At 69.4% G+C, this 3880-nt stretch carries 1 protein-coding gene and 1 pseudogene; both read left to right on the forward strand.

Translation table 11 applies throughout. The features are described from left to right. A pseudogene (locus tag ABZS54_RS42390) lies at positions 1–111 on the forward strand (bacterioferritin); the annotation flags it as partial. 358 nt (positions 112–469) lie between these two features. Then, positions 470–3706, forward strand: coding sequence for an FG-GAP-like repeat-containing protein (locus ABZS54_RS42395; RefSeq protein ID WP_355548640.1), 3237 nt, complete (start codon positions 470–472; stop codon positions 3704–3706). The last annotated feature ends 174 nt before the right edge of the window (positions 3707–3880 follow it).

Below are 3880 nucleotides of genomic sequence, written 5' to 3' on the forward strand. Positions count from 1 at the left end.
AACCAATACTTCCTGCACGCGAAGATGCAGGAGCACCGCGGCTACATCAAGCTCGCGGCCTGGACCCGCCACGAGTCCATCGACGAGATGAAGCATAGCACCATCGCAACGCCCGTTCCCAACAACCGACGTCGGGTCGAACCACCCGCCGTGAATCCGCCCCATTCCCACCGAGACACGCGAAACCCCCGTTGCGACGCCCGACCTCCGTGATCAATGGCGAGCGAAAGCTAGCAAATATTCTCCCGGACGAATAGAGCCCGGCTGCGCCCGTCGAACGACTTTGCCGGAGAATGTGACAACGGAATCCATTGCACGGTTTTACCACCGTCGAAAACGATCGCCATGCGACCTCATCGGGGTAATACCGCTTAACTCGCCCGACCTCTCCCGCCGGCCGAAAGTCGTCGCTACGCTGCGGCGGTCGCGCGGGCCTCCCGGGCTTGCGGACGGTACGAGGGAGAAAGTCGTGCGAACTCAACACCGACGCGGGCGGGCCCTGCGACGGGGCTCGGTCGCGGTCGTCGTGGCGGCGCTGTGGGCGGGCTGCGGGAGCTGGCCAACCCATGCGGCCGAGCCCGTGCCCGCCGCCGACACGCCTGCCGCCGGCGCCGGGCAGTCGACGCCGGACGTATATGCGCAGGCCAAGGCCGCAGGCCGGCCAATCGAGATCGAGGCGGATCGCACGCCGAACACCGAGAGGTGGGCCAACCCGGACGGTACGGTGACCAGCCGGTCCTACCTGCGACCGGTGCGCACCAACGTCGACGGCACTTGGCGCCCGGTCGATGCGACCCTGCGGGTGGGCCCGGACGGCCGAATTTCGCCGACCGCGTCGGTATTCCCGATCTCGTTTTCGCCGGGCGGCACGGCAGTCATGGCCAGCATGACAAAAAATGACAAAAGCCTTTCCCTGTCCTGGCCGCAGCCGCTACCCCGACCGATCCTCGAAGGCGCCACCGCGCGCTATCCGGAGGTCCTTCCCGGAGTGGATCTTGAATTGATCGCGGACATCGACGGGATCAGTCAGCACCTGATCGTCAAGAATCGTTCGGCCGCGGAAAATCCCGCACTCAAGGAAATCCGATACGGCCTGACCGGGGCCGGCTTGAAAGTGACCGACGGGCCGGACGGCGGCCTCGCGGCCACCGACGCGGCGGGCACGGTCGTCTTCAAGGCGCCCGCCCCCGCGATGTGGGACAGCGGCACCCGAACCGACGCCGGCGTGGTCGGCGCCCGTACGGCCGCCTCGACCGCGCAGGGACCGGTCGCGGGCGGCACGGAGGTGCCCGTCGACGCGGTGCCCGTCGCCGTCGCGGTGGACGGCGACGCGCTGCGCCTCACTCCGAACGCACACCTGCTCACCGCCCCGGACACCGTCTTCCCCGTGGTGATCGACCCGGTGTTCTCGGACGGTTGGCGGGAGGACTGGACCATCGCCTACAAGCGCGACAACGACTCGGGCGTGGCCGGCACCTCGTTCTTCAACGGCCAGCACTTCGACGACAAGCTCGCCCGGGTCGGCTACGAGGACGACCCCGACGCACGCAGCTACGGCACGGCCGAGTCCTACTTCGAGCTCAACACCGACGGCCTGGGCAAATCCACGATCATCTCGGCCAACGTCAACTTCTTCAACCAGAAGTCGTGGAGCTGCACCAAGAGTTCCGTCGAACTGGGCCTGACCGGCACCATCTCGGCCGCCACCACCTGGAACAACCGACCGACCTGGATCCGCACCTTGCAGAGCAAGTCCTTCGCCCACGGCTGGAGCAGTTCCTGCACACCCGCCGGCGAGGACTTCAACGCCGCCGCGGTCAAGGCCGCCGTCCAGGAGGCCGCCAACGGGAATTGGCCGAATATCACCCTCGGGCTGCGCGCCCCCGGAGCGGCCGGCAAGGACCACAACAGCTGGAAGAAGTTCGCCAACAACCCGGCCCTGGAGGTCACCTACAACCACGCACCGGTAATGCAGGAGCACGCCGCGTGGGCGAGCCCATGGGCTCCCGGCGGGTCGGGCAACGTCGGGATCCGCTGCGACGCCGACCCCGCCACGTGGCCCACCGTCGGCAACAACGACATCGTGCTGACCGCCCGGGTGTCCGACGCCGACGGCGGCAACGTCACCGACGCGTTCACGGTCTGGGAGTACGGCGGCGACACGGTCACCGCACCCACCACCACGGTCGGCCAGAACGCGACCGGGCATGTGACCATCCCGATCGGGCGACTCCAGGACGGCCACCGCTACAAGTGGATGGCCCTCGGCCGGGACGGCAACACCGACACCGGGTGGACCGCGCACTGCGGTTTCAACGTGGACAAGATCGCACCGGGCAAACCCACCGTGACCCCCATCGACGGCAAGCGCATCGACATCGCGCAAAGCCCCGCCCGGACCCCGCGCACACTGCGCCTGCGCGCCACCGACAACGTCGGCATCGCGTCCTTCTGCTACTTCCTCGACCGCTACCTTTCCACCGGCAACGAGGGGTGCGAGGACGCCGACCGGGTCGCCGCGCAGCCGGACCCGAGCACGCCGGCGACCGACGACTACTACGCCGACATCACCGTCAGCCCGAACCGCTTCCCCGAATCCCGGCTCTACGTCCGCGCGTACGACAAGGCGGGCAACCGGTCCCTGATCGATGTCGGCAGTGACGACACGGCCCATCAACTCGACTGGGCCACCGTGCCCGCCGACGGCGACGCGGTCACCATCAAGACCCAGCCGATCGACTGGGTCACCGGCCTCGACTCGCCCGGCACCGGCGACTGGGACGACCGCGACGGCGACCTGGACGGCGACGGCCGACCCGACCTGGTCGGTGTCGGCGGCAACGGCAGGCTGTACCTGTACCCGGGGGCCGGCGACGGCACCCTGCGCGATCCCCGGGAGATCGGCGCGGCGGGCTGGACCGGCGCGAAAATCACCCACCGCGGCGACTTCACCGGCCCGTACACCACCCAGGCCGCGCCGCTCGACGGCTACGAGGACTACTTCGTGGGGCTGCCCCAGACGGACGGCAGCTACCGGGTGTTCCTGTATGCCAACGACGGCACCGGCATACCGGACTACTTCACCCGCAAGGAGATCCCGCACCCCGGCGGCGGGAACTGGCCGGCCGGGCTCCAGTTGGTCGCCCCGGGGGACGCCACCGGCGACGGTCGCCCCGATCTGCTGACCACCGAGGGCACCGCACTGGTGCTGTACCCCGGCGACGGCAACGGCGGCTTGGACCTCGGCGCGCGCCGCGTGCTCAATACCTGGGGGTGGGCACCCTTCGACCTGTACGCCGCCGGTGACATGACCGGCGACGGCATCCCGGACCTGATCAGTCGTCAGCACACCGAATCGACCACGGCCAACTACTACGGCAAGCTCAACCTCTACCCCGGCACCCGCGACGCGACGGGCTACACCGCGCAACCGAGCGGCGTCTACGGGCCGGCCGGGTGGAATCCCGCCAACCGACCGAGCATCGCGACCGTGCCCAACGCCCAGGGCACGGTGGAAATTCGCAACGGCACCCGAGTGTGGGTGCCCACGACCGGCAAGGAGACCCCGGACTTCTACGCCACCGCTCCCGGCGGCGACAACGGTCGGGGCGTGCTGTACTTCTACGCAGGCGGACCGCAGACGCACGCCCCCCAGGTCCTGGTCGGCAACTCCGGCTGGACCACCACCATCACCGACATCCACTGACCACGGTGAGCGGGGGCCGGTCCGGCACCGGCCCCCGCTCGACCCGATCCGGCTCCGAGCCCCGCCGTTTCGGCGTCCGGACCGCCGGCCCACAGGCGGTGCACCGGTCCCGTGCCGTCCGGCGCGCCGGCGCGCGGATCGCGTCAAAGTGCCGGTACTGCGGCCGGGTGTGGC

Origin of the sequence: Embleya sp. NPDC005575, assembly GCF_040605455.1 — a bacterium.
In the GTDB taxonomy this organism is placed as follows: domain Bacteria; phylum Actinomycetota; class Actinomycetes; order Streptomycetales; family Streptomycetaceae; genus Embleya.